The organism is Pseudomonas oplopanacis (assembly GCF_057128725.1).
Genome location: NZ_JBSKHV010000010.1, coordinates 152,153 through 167,523 on the forward strand (window position 1 = coordinate 152,153; position 15,371 = coordinate 167,523).

A 15,371-nucleotide genomic window follows, 5' to 3' on the forward strand; every position below is an offset into this window, starting at 1 on the left:
GATCTTCATTTCACGCTTCTTCCAGTTCGACCAATGCACTGCCTTCGCTGACCATTTCGCCTTCCTGGCAATACAAGGCCTTGATCACACCCGCGTGGGGCGCACGAATGCTGTGCTCCATTTTCATCGCCTCCAGCACCACCAATTGCGCCCCGGCTTCGACCGTTTGCCCGGCCTCCACCAGCACACGCACGATGCTGCCGTTCATTGGGGCGGTGAGCCCACCTTGATGGCTGTGGCTGGCCTCGACGGCGCTGATCGGGTCGTAGGACTCGATGCGGCGCAGCTCACCGTCCCATTGCAGATAAACCGAGTCACCACGGCGGATCGCCCGGTGCTGGCGGCGTACGCCGTGGAGCTCGGTCAGCAATTGCTCGCCTTTAAGCTGAGCCGTGCAGACATCGCCCAGGGTCAACGCGCGATCCTGGCCTTCGCAGCTCAAGTGCAAAGTGATTTCTTTCGGCAATCCAGCCCGGAAACCATTGCTGATGGCCCATGGCGAACTGACGTCATCTGCACGCGGTGAAGCGGCCTGGCTCTGGGCAACCGCTTGGGCGGCCGCTTGCCAGAATGCATCGCTGAGGTCCGACGGCGCGGGCAACAATTGCTCCTGGAAGCGCGGGATAAACCCGGTGTCCAGTTCTGCCGCGGCAAACGCCGGGTGCGCAATGATCCGGCGCAGGAAGTTGATGTTGGTCTTGAGCCCTCCAATCGCAAACTCATCAAGCATGCTCAACAGGCGCAACCGCGCCTGTTCGCGATCCTCACCCCAGGCAATCAGCTTGCCGAGCATCGGGTCGTAGAACGGCGAAATCTCATCGCCTTCTTCAACACCGCTGTCGACCCGACGTCCCGGGCCTTCGGCCGATTCACGGTACAGTTCCAGACGCCCGGTGGCCGGCAGGAAATCATTGGCCGGGTCCTCGGCGTATAGCCGCACTTCAATCGCGTGACCGATCAGCGGCACTTCGGCCTGGGTCATCGGCAACGCTTCGCCACGGGCCACGCGAATCTGCCAGGCCACCAGGTCGAGGCCGGTGATGGCTTCGGTGACCGGGTGCTCTACCTGCAGGCGCGTGTTCATTTCCATGAAGAAAAACTCGCCGCGCGAATCCAGCAAAAACTCCACGGTGCCGGCGCCGACATAACCAATGGCTTGCGCCGAACGCACGGCCGCTTCGCCCATGGCGCGACGCAGCTCTGGGCTTAAGCCTGGCGCAGGTGCTTCTTCGACGACTTTCTGGTGGCGACGCTGGATCGAGCAGTCGCGCTCATTCAAGTACAGGCAGTTGCCATGCTGGTCGGCGAAAACCTGTATTTCCACATGGCGCGGTTTGAGCAGGTACTTCTCCACCAGCATCCGTGAGTCGCCGAAGGAGGATTTTGCTTCACGCTGCGCCGAGGCCAGGGCTTCCGCCAACTGGCTGACGTCCTCGACCACTTTCATGCCCTTGCCACCACCGCCGGCGGTGGCCTTGAGCAGCACCGGATAACCGATGCGCTCACACGCGTCGCGGAAGGTGTCGAAGTCCTGCGCTTCGCCGTGATAACCCGGTACCAATGGCACGCCGGCAGTTTCCATCAGCGCTTTGGCGGCGGATTTGCTGCCCATGGCGTCGATGGCCGAGGCGGGTGGGCCGAGGAAGATCAGGCCGGCGTCTTCAATCGCACGGGCAAACCCGGCGTTCTCCGACAAAAAGCCGTAACCCGGATGGATCGCCTGAGCGCCGCTGGCCTTGGCTGCCGCAATCAGCTTGTCGATTTGCAGGTAACTGTCGGCGGCTTTGCTGCCACCGAGGTCGACGCGGATGTCCGCTTCACGGCTGTGTCGCGCTTCACGGTCAGTGGCGCTGTGCACGGCCACGGTGGTCAGGCCCAGGGCTTTGGCGGTGCGCATGACCCGGCAGGCGATTTCGCCACGGTTGGCCACCAGCAAGGTGGTGAGAACAGGTGCGCTCATCAACGCGGCTCCTTGGTGGTGGGGGCTTGCCAGCTCGGCGGACGCTTTTGCAAAAAGGCACGCAGGCCTTCCTGACCTTCAGGGCTGACGCGGATGCGGGCAATGGCGTTTTCGGTGTAACGGCGCAGGGCCGGGGTCAGCGCGCCGTGCCCGACTTCACGCAACAAGTCTTTGCTGGTGCGCATGGCGGCGGGGCTGTTGAGCAGCAGGTTGTCGATCCACTGTTCGACTTTTTGCTCAAGCTCGGTAGCCGGATAGCTTTCCGACAACAAACCGATTTCCCGCGCCCGTTGCCCGCCGAAGCGTTCAGCGGTCAGCGCATAACGGCGGGCCGCGCGCTCGCCGATGGCTTGCACCACGAACGGGCTGATCACCGCTGGCGCCAGGCCGATGCGCACTTCCGACAGGCAGAACTGCGCGTCGTCGGTGCCAATCGCCATGTCGCAGCAACTGATCAGGCCCAGCGCACCGCCGAACGCGGCGCCTTGCACCACGGCCAGGGTCGGGATTTTCAGTTTGGCGAGGTTGTACATCAACTCCGCCAGTTCCCGGGCGTCGTCGAGGTTGGTGTGGTAATCGAGCTCGGCCGATTGCTGCATCCACGCCAGGTCCGCGCCGGCGCTGAAATGCTTGCCGCGTCCACGCACCAGCAAAAAGCGCAGGCTGGCGTCGCTGGAAACGGTGTCCAACGCGAGGATCAGTTCGCGGATCATTTCAGCATTGAATGCGTTGTTCTTTTCTTCACGGCTGAGCCACAGGGTGGCGAAACCCCGTGGGTCGGTCAGCAGTTCGAGGGTCTTGAAGTCGCTCATGGTTTTCTCCCGATCACATCCGGAACACGCCGAAGCGGCTCGGTTCGATAGGCGCGTTCAACGACGCGGACAAGGCCAGGGCCAGCACATCACGGGTCTGAGCGGGGTCGATGACGCCGTCGTCCCACAGCCGTGCGCTGGAGTAGTAGGGGTGACCCTGTTCTTCGTATTGATCGAGGATCGGTTGCTTGATCTCGGCTTCCTGCTCGGCGCTGAAGCCTTGGCCACTGCGCTCGGCCTGCTCGCGTTTGACCTGCACCAACACGCCCGCGGCTTGCTCGGCGCCCATCACGCCGATGCGTGCGTTCGGCCACATCCACAGGAAGCGCGGGTCATAGGCCCGACCGCACATGCCGTAGTTACCTGCACCAAAGCTGCCGCCGATGATCACGGTGAATTTCGGCACCTTGGCGCACGCCACGGCGGTCACCAGTTTCGCGCCATGCTTGGCGATGCCGCCGGCCTCGTACTTCTGGCCGACCATGAAGCCGGTGATGTTTTGCAGGAACAGCAACGGGATGCCGCGCTGACAGGCCAGTTCGATAAAGTGCGCGCCTTTCTGCGCGGCTTCGGCGAACAGGATGCCGTTGTTGGCGAGGATCGCGATCGGGTAACCGTGCAGGTGGGCAAAACCGCACACCAGTGTGGTCCCGAACAGTGCCTTGAATTCATCGAACACCGAACCGTCGACCAGACGCGCGATCACTTCGCGCACATCGAACGGCTGCTTGGCGTCCGCCGAGACTACGCCATATAGCTCGTCGCTGGCGTAGAGCGGGGCAATCGGGGCGCGTTGTTGCAGCTCACCGAGCTTGCGCCAGTTGAGGTTGGCAACGCTGCGTCGGGCAATGGCCAAGGCGTGTTCATCGCTTTCGGCGTAATGGTCGGCAACCCCGGAAATCTTGCAGTGCACATCGGCCCCGCCGAGGTCTTCGGCGCTGACCACTTCACCGGTTGCGGCTTTTACCAGCGGCGGGCCGGCGAGGAAAATCGTCGCTTGCTGGCGCACCATGATCGCTTCGTCCGCCATCGCCGGCACATACGCACCTCCGGCGGTGCACGAGCCCATCACCACGGCAATCTGCGGAATGCCCATGGCGCTCATGTTGGCCTGGTTGAAGAAGATTCGCCCGAAGTGCTCGCGGTCCGGGAACACTTCATCCTGACGCGGCAAGTTGGCGCCACCAGAGTCCACCAGATAGATGCACGGCAGGCGATTCTGCTGGGCGATGGTCTGGGCGCGCAGGTGTTTTTTCACGGTCAGCGGGTAATACGAACCACCTTTCACCGTGGCATCGTTGGCGACGATCATGCACTCGACGCCTTCCACGCGGCCGATCCCGGCAATCACGCCCGCGGCTGGAACGTCTTCACCGTACACCTCGTAGGCCGCCAGTTGGCTGATCTCAAGGAACGGCGAGCCCGGATCGAGCAAGCGATTGATGCGCTCGCGAGGCAGCAGTTTGCCCCGCGAGGTGTGGCGTTCTTGGGCCTTCGGGCCACCACCGAGCTGCACTTGGGCGAGCAGGGTGTGCAGGGCGTCGACCTGTTTGAGCATCGCCGCGCTGTTGGCCGCGAACTCCGCCGAACGGGGGTTGAGCTGGGTATGCAGGATAGCCATGGACAGCTCCGATTAGCGGGTTTCGTTGAACAGTTCGCGACCGATCAGCATGCGACGGATCTCACTGGTGCCGGCGCCGATTTCGTACAGCTTGGCGTCACGCAGCAGACGACCGGCCGGGAATTCGTTGATGTAGCCGTTGCCACCGAGAATCTGGATCGCGTCGAGGGCCATTTGCGTGGCGCGTTCGGCGCTGTAGAGGATCACGCCGGCAGCGTCCTTGCGCGTGGTTTCGCCACGTTCGCAGGCCTGGGCCACCGCGTAGAGGTAAGCGCGGCTGGCGTTGAGCTGGGTGTACATGTCAGCGACTTTGCCCTGGATCAGCTGGAATTCGCCGATGCTTTGGCCGAACTGCTTGCGGTCGTGGATGTACGGAACAATCAGGTCCATACAAGCTTGCATGATCCCGGTCGGGCCACCCGAAAGGACGACGCGCTCGTAGTCGAGGCCGCTCATCAGCACTTTCACGCCGCCATTGAGCACGCCGAGGATGTTTTCTTCCGGCACTTCAACGTCATCGAAGAACAGCTCGCAGGTGTTGGAGCCGCGCATGCCGAGCTTGTCGAACTTGTTGCTGCGGCTGAAACCTTTCCAGTCGCGTTCGACGATGAACGCAGTGATGCCGTGCGGACCTTTTTCCAGGTCGGTCTTGGCGTAGATCACGTAGGTGTTGGCATCAGGCCCGTTGGTGATCCAGGTCTTGCTGCCGTTGAGCACGTACTTGTCGCCGCGTTTGTCGGCGCGCAGTTTCATCGAGACCACGTCGGAACCGGCATTCGGTTCGCTCATGGCCAGGGCGCCGATGTGTTCGCCGCTGATCAGCTTCGGCAGGTACTTGGATTTTTGCTCGTGGTTGCCGTTGCGGTTGATCTGGTTGACGCAGAGGTTGGAGTGGGCGCCGTAGGACAGGGCAACCGACGCCGAGCCGCGGCTGATTTCTTCCATGATCACCACGTGGGCCAGGTAACCCAGGCCAGCGCCGCCGTACTCTTCCGGAACGGTCACGCCCAGCAGGCCCATGTCGCCGAATTTGCGCCACAGGTCAGCGGGGAACAGGTTGTCGATGTCGATCTGAGCGGCGCGCGGGGCGATCTCTTTGGCGACGAAGGACTGAACCTGATCGCGCAGCATGTCGATGGTTTCACCGAGGGCAAAATTCAGGGATGGGTAGCTCATGGGGCACCTTTTGGCTTTTTTGTAGGGTGGGGAGGGCAGTGATTCGGCTCTCACCTTTACGTTAACGTAAGCCTGTGACGGATGGCTGTCAATCACCCTTTACGTTAACGTCAACTTGAGCGAGAGTAGAGCCAGTTCAAGATAGAACGCGGACACCCTGTGGGAGCGAGCCTGCTCGCGAAAGCGACGGATCAGTCGACATCATTGTTGAATGTGCCGACCTCTTCGCGAGCAGGCTCGCTCCCACAGGTGACCGTCGCCAACCCACTAAATAAAGACAATAGGGGTCGTCATGGATCAACCCAGTGCAAGCCCGCAGCGCAGCTATACCCGTGGTTCCCAGGACAAAGCCTTGCTGGCGATGACCATCGGCCAGGCGTTCGATCACACCGTCGCGCAGCATGCGACCGGGGAGGCGCTGGTCGTGCGCCATCAACAGCTGCGCTACACCTGGCAGCAACTGGCCGAGGTCGTTGACTTGCATGCCAGAGCGTTGCTCGCGCTGGGCTTGCAGGCCGGTGATCGACTCGGCATCTGGGCGCCGAACTGCGCGCAGTGGTGCATCAGCCAATTCGCCAGCGCGAAAATCGGCGTAATTCTGGTCAACATCAACCCGGCGTACCGCAGTTCCGAACTCGAATACGTATTGAAGCAATCCGGTTGCCAATGGCTGGTCTGCGCCGGCGCCTTCAAAACTTCCAACTATCACGCGATGCTGCAAGGCCTGGTTCCCGAGCTGGCCGAGCAATCCATCGGACAGTTACACAGTGAACGCCTGCCTGATCTGCGCGGCGTCATCAGCCTGGATGCGCAGCCACCGTCAGGTTTTCTGCCGTGGTCGCAATTGGCTGATCTGGCCGCCAGCGTTTCGATTGAACAGCTGCGCGAACGCCAGGACAGCCTGCATTTCGATCAGCCGGTGAACATCCAGTACACCTCCGGCACCACCGGGTTCCCGAAAGGCGCGACCCTCAGTCACTACAACATTCTCAATAACGGTTACATGGTCGGCGAAAGCCTTGGCTTGACTGCTAACGATCGCCTGGTGATCCCGGTGCCGCTGTATCACTGCTTCGGCATGGTCATGGGTAACCTGGGCTGCATCACCCATGGCAGCACCATGATTTACCCGAACGATGCCTTCGATCCCTTGCTGACCCTGACCACTGTCGCTGAAGAAAAAGCCACGGCGCTGTATGGCGTACCAACGATGTTCATCGCCATGCTCGATCAACCCAAGCGTGCCGAATTTGATCTGTCGAGCCTGCGCACCGGGATCATGGCCGGTGCCACGTGCCCGATCGAAGTGATGCGCCGGGTCATCAATGAAATGCACATGAACGAAGTGCAGATTGCCTACGGCATGACGGAAACCAGCCCCGTGTCTTTGCAGACCGGACCGTCAGACGAATTGGAATTACGCGTGACCACCGTCGGCCGCACCCAGCCGCAGCTGGAAAGCAAAATCATCGACGAGGCCGGTAATCTCGTGCCGCGCGGCACCATTGGCGAACTGTGTACCCGTGGCTACAGCGTGATGCTCGGCTACTGGAACAACCCGCAAGGCACCGCAGAAGCCATCGATCAGGCCGGCTGGATGCACACCGGTGACCTGGCGAGCATGAACGACGAAGGCTACGTGTGCATTGCCGGACGCAACAAGGACATGATCATCCGTGGCGGCGAGAACGTTTACCCGCGGGAGCTGGAAGAGTTTTTCTTTACCCACCCGGCGGTGGCGGACGTGCAGGTGATCGGCATTCCGTGCTCGCGCTATGGCGAAGAGATTGTTGCCTGGATCAAGTTCCACCCGGGCCACAGCGCCACCGAGCAAGAACTGCAAGCCTGGTGCAAAGAGCGCATTGCGCACTTCAAGACGCCTCGTTACTTCAAGTTTGTGGAGGAGTTTCCGATGACCGTGACCGGCAAGATCCAGAAATTCCGGATGCGCGAGATCAGTATCGAAGAACTGCGCGGTAACCAAGACTGACCACAAACCACTGTGGGAGCGAGCCTGCTCGCTCCCACATTTCTAATCGAGGAAAACCTGAATGTCAGACAGCACAAAGGGGAGCCGAAGCTCCCCTTTAATTTTGTCGTTGCGCGTGCTCTTTTTTTATTATTGAGGGGCGGTCTGTTTTTGTTTTTGGTGACCGTGACCCTTTACCGCTGTTTTTGTCGATCCCCATCCGGGATCAAGAGCAAACGTATTTTTTTGAGCGCTGATCTACTTTTTCGCTGAGCGATCCAACCAGTTCGGGAGCTACCTGACGGTAGTTTTATTGTTCTCTGCCCGGTTGCGGGTGACTCCGAAAAGCACCCTGAAAAGCACATCCTCTCCAAAAAAATCTGTTAGCTGCGTCTCTGCCGTGTTGTTTTTGTTATGTCAGAGTCGTTACGTCTTATTTTTATTAGGGCTTGCTGCTTTTTTTGTTCTTGTTATGCAGTAGAGATAGCAGAAGCCGTGCCAACTTTTAAAAATCCTTTAAAATCAATGCTTTGTGATTTTGTAGGGTTTTTCGCATCAGGGAAAACCCTGGAATCTGTTTCCGTGTTACTCGCTCGCGCCCACCTTGGCGACCGTGCGGTAACACCCCGACACACTCACTGTGCGCTGCGAGCCTTGGCCACGCGCGAACCGGTTGGACGCCCCAGCACCGTGCAAATCTGTTGGCCGGCCAGGATCAATGCATCCAGGTCGATACCGGTATCGATGCCCAAGCCATTGAGCAGGTAAACCACGTCTTCAGTGGCAACGTTACCGCTGGCGCCCTTGGCGTACGGGCAGCCGCCGAGGCCGGCGATGGAGCTGTCGAACACCGAGATCCCTTCCAGCAGGCTGGCGTAGATGTTGGCCATGGCCTGGCCGTAGGTGTCGTGGAAGTGCCCGGCGAGTTTTTCACGGGGCACGTCGGCCGCGACCACCTCGAACATCTTGCGCGTGGCGCCAGCGGTGCCGGTGCCGATCGTGTCGCCCAGCGACACCTCGTAACAGCCCATGGCATAGAGCTCGCGCGCCACCCGGGCGACTTGCTCTGGGGCGACGTTACCTTCGTAAGGGCAACCCAGCACACAGGACACGTAACCGCGCACGCTCACGCCGTGTTGTTTGGCGGCGTCCATGATCGGCACGAAACGCTCCAGGCTTTCGCTGATCGAGCAATTGATGTTGCGTTGGGAAAAGGCTTCAGACGCGGCGGCAAACACCGCGACTTCCTTGACTCCGGCGACCATCGCATCTTCAAACCCGCGCAGGTTGGGGGCGAGTGCGCCATAGGTCACGCCGGGTTTGCGCTGGATTTGCGCGAAGACCTCAGCGGAACCGGCCATTTGCGGCACCCACTTGGGCGAGACGAAACTGCCGACTTCTATATAGCCGAGGCCGGCGGCGGTCAGGGCGTCGACCAGTTGAACCTTGTCGGCAACGCTGATCGGCTGGGCTTCGTTTTGCAGACCGTCGCGGGGGCCGACTTCGACCATGCGTACGTGGGTGGGTAGAGACATGGGAATCGACCTGTGCTGATTGTCTGAATGTTCAAAAAACCCTGTAGGAGTGTGTTGCCCTATTGAATGACCTTCTGGTTCTGGATCGTTTGTTCCAGCGCTTGAGTGCAGCGTTCCTGCGCGGTATCCAGTTCAAGCTTCATCTGCTCGATGTCGAGCATCTGCTGTTCCAGCTGTTCGCGACGCTCGGCGATCTTGCTCAACATGGTTTGCAGTTGTTTTTGATTGCCGCCGGTGGGGTCATACAGCTCGATCAGCTCGCGGCACTCGGCCAGGGAAAATCCGATGCGCTTGCCGCGAAGGATCAGCTTCAGGCTGACTTTGTCGCGGGGCGAGTAGATACGTTCCTGGCCGCGACGCTCGGGGCTGAGCAGGCCTTGCTCTTCATAAAAGCGAATGGCCCGCGTCGTGATGTCGAGCTCGCGGGCGAGGTCGGAAATGCTATAGGTCTGGCTGCTCATGGAAGCGCTCGAAAAAGGTCATGGCGCTAAGCTAATGGCAGGTTGACGTTTACGTCAAGGGGCTGGGGTCTTCTGTGTCGTTACTGGCCCCTTCGCGAGCACCTCGGTATCAAGTCCTACACCTTTTCAAGCTTCTTCTCATGCGCAGTCACCTGCTGGCACAACTCGATCATCTGCTCGCGCATCCAGCGGTTCGCCGGGTCCTGGTCGGTGCTTTCGTGCCAGTAAAGGTGAGTTTCCACCGGCGGCACGTCGTTGACCGGCAGGCTGAAGGCGTGCAAATCATTGCGACGGGCAAAGCGCTCCGGCACGGTCATGACCATGTCGGTCTGCTGCAGCACTTGCGAGGCCATCAGGTAATGCTGGGAACGCAGGGCGATCTTGCGCTGAATACCCATTTTCCCCAGTGCCAGGTCGACATGGCCCAGACCGCTGCGGCGGCTGGAAATGTGGATATGGGTCAGCGACAGGTAATCATCCAGCGTGAATTTCTCTTTGCCCGCCAGCGGATGGCCCTTGCGCATGGCGCAAACGTAACGGTCTTCCATCAACTTGACGTGGCGCACTTGCGGATCGGTGTTAAGCGGCGCATCTACGGCGAAATCGAGACGGCCAGCCGCCAGTTCCTTGGTGGTTTCGCGGCGTTTTGACAGGAAACTTTCGATGATCACCGTCGGCGCGAGGCGACGCAGGCGCTGGAACAGCGGCGGCAGGATCACCGCTTCGGTGAGGTCGGTCATGCTGATGCGATAGGTCTTGACCGCCTGCAGCGGGTTGAAAATGCGGCTTTCCTGCACCGACACCCGCAACAGGGAGAGGGCGTTGCGCACCGGGCCGATGATGTTCTGGGCCATGGGCGTTGGCACCATGCCTTGGGCGGTGCGCACAAACAACGGATCGTTGAAGGTCTCGCGCAGGCGAGCCAGAGCGTTCGAGACCGCTGGCTGGGTAATGCCGACAATCTGCCCGGCACGGGTCAGGTTGGCTTCGGTGTAGATCGCGTCGAAGACGATGAAAAGGTTGAGGTCGACCTTGCTCAGATTCATTGCGCTGCACTCTTATTGTTGGTTCTCAATCACCCGATCATATATCGGTGATGAATGTTAATACACGCCGAGAATAGGCTAGGTAAATTATCAGCGCTGTTCTAGCATCGATACATGACCAAAAACAACCTCTGCCCAAGAAGGTAAATGCTCATGGATTTCGCTTATTCGCCCAAGGTCCAGGAACTGCGTGAGCGCGTGACTGCGTTCATGGACACTTACGTTTATCCCGCCGAAGCGGTGTTCGAGCGCCAGGTTGCCGAAGGCGATCGCTGGCAGCCGACCGCGATCATGGAAGAACTCAAACTCAAGGCCAAGGCCGAAGGCCTGTGGAATTTGTTTCTGCCTGCGTCTGAACTCGGCGCCGGCCTGACCAACCTCGAATACGCGCCGCTGGCCGAAATCATGGGCCGCTCGCTGCTGGGCCCGGAGCCGTTCAACTGCTCCGCGCCAGATACCGGCAACATGGAAGTGCTGGTGCGCTACGCCAACGAAGAACAGAAACAACGCTGGCTCGAACCGCTGTTGCGCGGCGAGATCCGCTCGGCATTCGCCATGACCGAGCCGGACGTAGCCTCTTCGGACGCCACCAACATGGCCGCACGGGCCGTGCGTGATGGCGATCAATGGGTCATCAACGGCAAAAAATGGTGGACCTCAGGCGCCTGCGATCCACGCTGCAAGATTCTGATTTTCATGGGCCTGAGCGACCCGGATGCGCCGCGCCACGCCCAGCACTCGATGATTCTGGTGCCGGTGGATACCCCGGGCGTGAAGATCGTGCGTCCGTTGCCGGTGTTCGGTTATGACGACGCGCCGCACGGCCACGCCGAAGTGCTGTTCGAAAACGTCCGCGTGCCGTACGAAAACGTCCTGCTGGGCGAAGGACGCGGCTTCGAAATCGCTCAGGGTCGTCTTGGCCCAGGCCGGATTCACCACTGCATGCGTTCGATCGGCATGGCGGAGCGGGCGCTGGAATTGATGTGCAAACGTTCGGTCAGCCGTACCGCGTTCGGCAAGCCGTTGGCACGTCTGGGCGGCAACATCGACAAGATCGCCGACTCGCGGATGGAAATCGACATGGCCCGCCTGCTGACGTTGAAAGCGGCGTACATGATGGACACCGTGGGCAACAAAGTGGCGAAGAGCGAAATCGCGCAGATCAAGGTAGTCGCGCCGAACGTGGCTCTGCGCGTTATCGACCGGGCGATCCAGATCCACGGTGGGGCAGGGGTTTCCAACGATTTCCCGCTGGCCTACATGTATGCCATGCAGCGCACCCTGCGCCTGGCCGACGGCCCGGACGAGGTGCACCGCGCAGCGATCGGCAAATTCGAGATCGGCAAGTATGTGCCGAAAGAGATGATGCGTAGCGGGCAGTAAGTCAGACCGCGTTATCGTTCATCGCGGCCAAGCCCGGCTCCTACAGGTACAGCGTGATCCCTGTGGGAGCCGAGCTTGCTCGCGATAGCGTCAGCCGATCCACCGCATCGACATTTGACTCAATACACCCAAACCTCAACCCGCCGATTCTTGATCCGCCCCTCATCCGCACTGTTCGCCGCTACCGGCATTTCCGCGCCAAAGCCACGAATCTCGCGAAACACCACGCCGCTTTTCACCAGTTCCCGCCGCACCGCCATCGCCCTCAGCTTCGACAGCAGATCGGCGCGGGCCGGGTCGCTCTTGGCATCGCCAAACCCGACCAGCGTGACGTCACGATTGGTTTTGCCATGCTGCTTTATATAGTCGAGCACCCGCGTCAGGTCCTGCTGCGCCTTGTTGTCGAGCGTCGCGCTGCCTTCTTCAAAACGGAAATTCACCGACAGCCGCTGCGCATGACGACTGAGTGCCTGATAGCCCTCGGGCATCAACGCATTCGGTATGACCGTGATGGCCTGGACCGTCTGGGCGATAAAACCGTTGGCCGCGACAATCGCCTGGCCTTTGCTGCTTTGCGCGAACACCGCCAAGGCCTCGGCCCAAGGATTTTTCCCATGCGGCGGCAGGTAGAAAAACAGTCGGCGCGACAACGGATAATCTTCCGTGGCGATCAGGCTGTTCAGCGGCAGCATCGCCTGGGATTGGCCATCGACGATTGCCACGGCTTTGGCCTGGCGCACGTAGGGCAGGCCGATGAAACCGATACCTTGCGGGTCGAGGCTGACGGCATCGGACAATTGTTCGCTGGATTCGAAGCGTTTCGCGGCGCTGTTCAGGGTTTTCCCACGACGGCTGAGGACTAATTCCTTGAACGTGTCGTAAGTGCCCGACTGGTCATCCCGCGCATATAAATGAATCGCGCCACCGCTGCCGCCGAGTTCTTCCCAGGTTCTGGCTTCGCCACTGAAAATTCGCGCCAGTTGTTCGGTGTTGAGCTGGTTCAGTGGGTTCTGCGGGTGAAGGATGATGGCGAGGCCATCGATGGCGATGACTTGTTCGGCGTCGGGGCTTTTGAAGTCGCCCAAGGGTTCGAGGTCCACCACTTCGCTGTCCTTGATCGGACGCGAGGAGGCGGCGAGGTCGGCCGTGGCATTTTTCAGCGCGGTGAAACCGGTGCTGGAACCATGCGCCGCCACTTCCACCACGACGCGACGGCCCTGTGGCGTTTCGCCGACGATGCGCAATTCGTTCGCGGTGTCCGGTGCTTCGCTGTGAACCTTGAGCAGGCCTTGTTCGCGCAACAGCCCTTCGACCAACGCCGGGCCCAATGCCGCACCGATGGTGTTGGAGCCCTGGATGCGCAGCACCGGACCATTGGCGGGTGTGGGTAAATCAGCGGCCGCTGCCGTCAAGGGCAGGCCGGCGCACAGCATCCATAGAAACAAAACGCGCAGCGTCATGCCCGCACCTTAAAAAACCAAAGAAAGTGCGGGGAGAATAAGTCAGTAAGATTTCCGAAAGATGACAGTTGTTTATAACTGTGGGAGCGAGCCGTGGCGAGGGGGCTCACTCCTACAGGGGAATTGTGTTTAGTTTTGGAAATCAGCTCAATTCAAGCCAGATCGGCGCATGATCGGAGGGTTTTTCCATCCCGCGCAGGTCGTAATCCACGCCCGCATCCTTGACCCGTGGCAACAAGCCATGGGACGCCATGATCAAGTCGATGCGCAGCCCACGCTTGGGCTCGTCTTCAAAGCCGCGGCTACGGTAGTCGAACCAGCTGAAACGGTCGGCCACGTCCGGGTTCAGGTGACGGAAACTGTCCACCAGGCCCCAGTTTTTCAGGCGGGCCATCCACTCGCGCTCTTCCGGCAGGAAGCTGCACTTGCCGGTTTTCAGCCAGCGTTTCATGTTGTCCGGCCCGATGCCGATGTCGCAGTCTTCCGGGGAAATATTCACGTCACCCATGACGACCACCGGCTGATCGTTGCTGAACTGGCTTTCCAGCAGTTGCTGCAGGTCGCTGTAGAAACGTTGCTTGGCCGGGAACTTGGTCGGGTGGTCGCGGCTTTCGCCCTGTGGGAAATAGCCGTTCATGATCGTCACCGGCACGCCATTGGCGTCGGCGAACGTGCCCCAGATGAAGCGGCGCTGAGCGTCTTCTTCATCGGTGGCGAAGCCTTTGTGCAGGGCCAGCGGTTCTTTGCGCGAGAGCAGGGCGACGCCGTAATGGCCTTTCTGCCCATGAAAATAAACGTGATAGCCCAGCGCCTGAACCTCGGCCAGCGGGAACTGGTCATCGTGAACCTTGGTTTCCTGGAGGCCGATGACGTCTGGCTGGTGTTTTTCGATCAGCGCCGCCAGCTGATGCGGGCGAGCGCGCAGCCCGTTGATGTTGAAGGAGACGATCTTCATGGTCGGCAGTCCTGGCAAAAGGGCGATGCTAGCTGACATGTAGGAATCGGGCCAGTGTGGGGTGAGGGGATTCGTGTCCGGCGGTAGGTCTTTCATCGCCAATGCGGGCCTCATCGTCGGAACGCCGCCCGGAGCAAGCTCACTCCTCCAGTGCCAGTCTGGTCTATACCTTTGTGGGAGCGAGCCTGCTGGTGATCGCGCCAATACTGATATCGATCAGTAGGGAACTGTGTCAGCACCGATAGGCTCGTACCAAGAAGAGCACAGCCATTTGAGCTGTACCGGGGAGATCAACCGTTATGCCTGAAACCTCGACCGCCATCGCCGACATTCACATGCTCGACAGCGGCTATGCCCATGAAGCGCGCTCCCTGCTGTACCACGCCTACCGGCACGAACCGACCTTCGGTTACCTGTTCGAGGCCGAACGCCCCGGTTATGAACATCGTGTGCGGGCCACCGTGCGCGAACTGGTCAAACAGCATTTCCTTCAGGATTTGCCGGCCATCGGCCTGCTGGTCAACGACCGGCTGATCGGCATCGCACTGATTGCGCCGCCGCAACGACGCCTGGGTATCACTGAAAGTTGGGCCTGGCGTTTGCGCATGGTGCTCAGCGCCGGTTTTCGCTGCACCCGTCGCTACCTCGATTACCACGCCGCCGTCGCGGCCTGCGTGCCGAGTGATTCGGTTCATGTGCTGCCGCTGTTGGGGATTCACCCGCAGTTCCAGGGCAAACACTTCGGCGAACAACTGCTGCAAGCGGTGCATAACTGGTGCGCAGTCGATGAAACCTCCCAGGGCGTGATCCTCGACACGGGGAATCCTCGCTATCTGGAGTTCTATAAGCGTCAAGGTTATGAGGAAATCGGCGAGGTTGCCGTAGGACCGATTCGCGAACACGTGTTTTTTCACGCCAATCCGCAGGTGCTGCAAACCGCAACGGCATAATCCGTAGAACTTTAACGCCAAGCGAGGCTCTATCACGCTCCCA

General features: G+C 60.2%; 12 protein-coding genes. 3 read left to right on the forward strand and 9 right to left on the reverse strand.

Features of this window, described 5'->3' with window-relative positions; all coding sequences use genetic code 11:
* Positions 1-10: 10 nt before the first annotated feature.
* Genes ACWKV5_RS20180 through ACWKV5_RS20195 form a run of 4 tightly spaced genes read right to left on the reverse strand, consistent with a single transcriptional unit; the run spans position 11 to position 5,569 of the window.
* Positions 11-1,960 carry an acetyl/propionyl/methylcrotonyl-CoA carboxylase subunit alpha gene (locus tag ACWKV5_RS20180; RefSeq protein WP_483842723.1) on the reverse strand — a complete coding sequence of 650 codons (1,950 nt, stop codon included), beginning with the start codon at positions 1,958-1,960 and terminating at the stop codon, positions 11-13.
* Positions 1,960-2,772: a gamma-carboxygeranoyl-CoA hydratase gene (locus ACWKV5_RS20185; protein WP_483842724.1), complete on the reverse strand. Its 813-nt coding sequence runs from the start codon at positions 2,770-2,772 to the stop codon at positions 1,960-1,962. The genes ACWKV5_RS20180 and ACWKV5_RS20185 overlap by 1 nt, the downstream gene beginning before the upstream one ends.
* A 13-nt stretch (positions 2,773-2,785) precedes the next feature.
* Positions 2,786-4,393, reverse strand: a complete 1,608-nt coding sequence (locus ACWKV5_RS20190) for a carboxyl transferase domain-containing protein (RefSeq protein ID WP_027925065.1) — start codon at positions 4,391-4,393, stop codon at positions 2,786-2,788.
* A 12-nt stretch (positions 4,394-4,405) separates the two neighbouring features.
* Positions 4,406-5,569 (reverse strand): isovaleryl-CoA dehydrogenase, encoded by a 1,164-nt coding sequence (locus ACWKV5_RS20195; RefSeq protein WP_046032531.1) that lies wholly within the window; start codon positions 5,567-5,569, stop codon positions 4,406-4,408.
* A gap of 292 nt (positions 5,570-5,861) precedes the next feature.
* Between ACWKV5_RS20195 and ACWKV5_RS20200 the strand changes: the two genes are divergently transcribed.
* Positions 5,862-7,559 (forward strand): AMP-binding protein, encoded by a 1,698-nt coding sequence (locus ACWKV5_RS20200; protein WP_483842725.1) that lies wholly within the window; start codon positions 5,862-5,864, stop codon positions 7,557-7,559.
* A gap of 614 nt (positions 7,560-8,173) precedes the next feature.
* On the opposite strand, the gene ACWKV5_RS20205 is transcribed toward ACWKV5_RS20200, so the two are convergent.
* The 3 genes from ACWKV5_RS20205 to ACWKV5_RS20215 all read right to left on the reverse strand — a co-directional run bounded on the left by ACWKV5_RS20205 (position 8,174) and on the right by ACWKV5_RS20215 (position 10,580).
* Positions 8,174-9,073 (reverse strand): hydroxymethylglutaryl-CoA lyase, encoded by a 900-nt coding sequence (locus ACWKV5_RS20205; RefSeq protein WP_483842726.1) that lies wholly within the window; start codon positions 9,071-9,073, stop codon positions 8,174-8,176.
* Between the two features lie 59 nt (positions 9,074-9,132).
* Positions 9,133-9,534, reverse strand: coding sequence for a MerR family transcriptional regulator (locus ACWKV5_RS20210; protein WP_027925069.1), 402 nt, complete (start codon positions 9,532-9,534; stop codon positions 9,133-9,135).
* Between the two features lie 116 nt (positions 9,535-9,650).
* Positions 9,651-10,580 carry a LysR family transcriptional regulator gene (locus ACWKV5_RS20215; RefSeq protein WP_046032527.1) on the reverse strand — a complete coding sequence of 310 codons (930 nt, stop codon included), beginning with the start codon at positions 10,578-10,580 and terminating at the stop codon, positions 9,651-9,653.
* A gap of 153 nt (positions 10,581-10,733) precedes the next feature.
* Between ACWKV5_RS20215 and ACWKV5_RS20220 the strand changes: the two genes are divergently transcribed.
* Positions 10,734-11,963 (forward strand): acyl-CoA dehydrogenase, encoded by a 1,230-nt coding sequence (locus ACWKV5_RS20220; protein WP_483842727.1) that lies wholly within the window; start codon positions 10,734-10,736, stop codon positions 11,961-11,963.
* 119 nt (positions 11,964-12,082) lie between these two features.
* Here ACWKV5_RS20220 and ACWKV5_RS20225 read toward each other — a convergent pair whose 3' ends face one another.
* The gene (locus tag ACWKV5_RS20225; RefSeq protein ID WP_483842728.1) at positions 12,083-13,423 is read right to left on the reverse strand and encodes a substrate-binding domain-containing protein; all 1,341 of its coding nucleotides are present in this window, start codon (positions 13,421-13,423) and stop codon (positions 12,083-12,085) included.
* 142 nt (positions 13,424-13,565) lie between these two features.
* On the reverse strand, positions 13,566-14,378 hold the full coding sequence (xthA, locus tag ACWKV5_RS20230) for an exodeoxyribonuclease III (RefSeq protein ID WP_140667798.1): 813 nt from the start codon (positions 14,376-14,378) through the stop codon (positions 13,566-13,568).
* A gap of 299 nt (positions 14,379-14,677) precedes the next feature.
* Here xthA and ACWKV5_RS20235 point away from each other — a divergent pair, with 299 nt between their 5' ends.
* Positions 14,678-15,328, forward strand: a complete 651-nt coding sequence (locus tag ACWKV5_RS20235; RefSeq protein WP_010458800.1) for a GNAT family N-acetyltransferase — start codon at positions 14,678-14,680, stop codon at positions 15,326-15,328.
* Positions 15,329-15,371 lie beyond the last annotated feature (43 nt).

Excerpts from the sequence above, each read along its gene's own strand:
- ACWKV5_RS20205 (WP_483842726.1), bottom strand. The coding sequence starts at position 9,073 with ATGTCTCTACCCACCCACGTACGCATGGTCGAAGTCGGCCCCCGCGAC.
- ACWKV5_RS20235 (WP_010458800.1), top strand. The coding sequence starts at position 14,678 with ATGCCTGAAACCTCGACCGCCATCGCCGACATTCACATGCTCGACAGC.
- ACWKV5_RS20190 (WP_027925065.1), bottom strand. The coding sequence starts at position 4,393 with ATGGCTATCCTGCATACCCAGCTCAACCCCCGTTCGGCGGAGTTCGCG.
- ACWKV5_RS20215 (WP_046032527.1), bottom strand. The coding sequence starts at position 10,580 with ATGAATCTGAGCAAGGTCGACCTCAACCTTTTCATCGTCTTCGACGCG.
- ACWKV5_RS20225 (WP_483842728.1), bottom strand. The coding sequence starts at position 13,423 with ATGACGCTGCGCGTTTTGTTTCTATGGATGCTGTGCGCCGGCCTGCCC.
- ACWKV5_RS20185 (WP_483842724.1), bottom strand. The coding sequence starts at position 2,772 with ATGAGCGACTTCAAGACCCTCGAACTGCTGACCGACCCACGGGGTTTC.
- ACWKV5_RS20220 (WP_483842727.1), top strand. The coding sequence starts at position 10,734 with ATGGATTTCGCTTATTCGCCCAAGGTCCAGGAACTGCGTGAGCGCGTG.
- ACWKV5_RS20195 (WP_046032531.1), bottom strand. The coding sequence starts at position 5,569 with ATGAGCTACCCATCCCTGAATTTTGCCCTCGGTGAAACCATCGACATG.
- xthA (WP_140667798.1), bottom strand. The coding sequence starts at position 14,378 with ATGAAGATCGTCTCCTTCAACATCAACGGGCTGCGCGCTCGCCCGCAT.
- ACWKV5_RS20200 (WP_483842725.1), top strand. The coding sequence starts at position 5,862 with ATGGATCAACCCAGTGCAAGCCCGCAGCGCAGCTATACCCGTGGTTCC.
- ACWKV5_RS20210 (WP_027925069.1), bottom strand. The coding sequence starts at position 9,534 with ATGAGCAGCCAGACCTATAGCATTTCCGACCTCGCCCGCGAGCTCGAC.
- ACWKV5_RS20180 (WP_483842723.1), bottom strand. The coding sequence starts at position 1,960 with ATGAGCGCACCTGTTCTCACCACCTTGCTGGTGGCCAACCGTGGCGAA.